Consider the following 858-nt stretch of genomic DNA (forward strand, 5'->3'; position numbering starts at 1 on the left):
TTGATACCTATAACTCGTATATCAACAATGGAGTTAGCCCTTATCAGGCGGCTTTGATGACGGGTGAGATTCGTATGCGACCCGTGTTATTGACTGCAGGAACCACTGTTCTTGGTTTGATACCGATGGTCTTATCGATGAATATCGACTTTATCAATCGCGACGTAGCTTTTGGTGCACCTTCTACACAGTGGTGGACTCAGTTATCTAGTGCCATTGCTGGTGGATTGGCGTTTGCCACAGTCCTCACCTTGTTTCTAACACCGGCTTTACTGGTACTTGGTGCTAATACTCGCCAATGGATATCAAGCAAACAAAACGGTTCCTAATTGGTGTTTCTATTCAAGTGTCACCGAGCTAATGCTGGTTTTAACCTTTTCGCCTGTTTTTAAGTGATAAACAACTTTGGCAGGATAGTAGGGGCTGCGTTTTTGCGCCGGAATCGTTTCGTTAATTGACCATTCTTCAATCTTAATTACTTTTCCATTTGCGTCAATTAGCTGCGTGCGCAACTGTAGAGCGCCAATGTTCAGTGGACTATGGTTTTCTATTGTCACCAATAAAGGCCCTTTAGGGTCTTGAACATGCTTGGCCTTTAAGTATTTTTCCGGTGTTTGCTTAATTTCGATTAGGGCCAGTTTTAGTTTTGCCTGTTGACCTATATCGCCTTGCGCCTGGGCTGCTTGTGCATAGTACTTAAGTGCTTGTTCCTGATTCTGAGACTCGCTGTATAGCTCTCCTAATTGTAGGGCAGCAATACTTGTTGGTAGTAAACGCATGCTATAGCGATAATCATCAATGGCATAGCTAGATTGGCCTAGAGCGGCATAGCTTTGAGCACGCTTTAAGTAATAAGAA

At 43.6% G+C, this 858-nt stretch carries 1 protein-coding gene and 1 pseudogene; one reads left to right on the plus strand and one right to left on the minus strand.

Annotated elements, in window-relative coordinates:
• Positions 1 to 329, plus strand: a 329-nt coding sequence (locus A3756_RS24980; RefSeq protein ID WP_156490757.1) for an efflux RND transporter permease subunit, incomplete at its 5' end; no start/stop codon positions are given.
• A 9-nt stretch (positions 330 to 338) separates the two neighbouring features.
• Here A3756_RS24980 and A3756_RS28370 read toward each other — a convergent pair.
• Positions 339 to 858: pseudogene (locus A3756_RS28370) on the minus strand (hypothetical protein); the annotation flags it as partial.

It is taken from the genome of Oleiphilus sp. HI0086, from assembly GCF_001635225.1.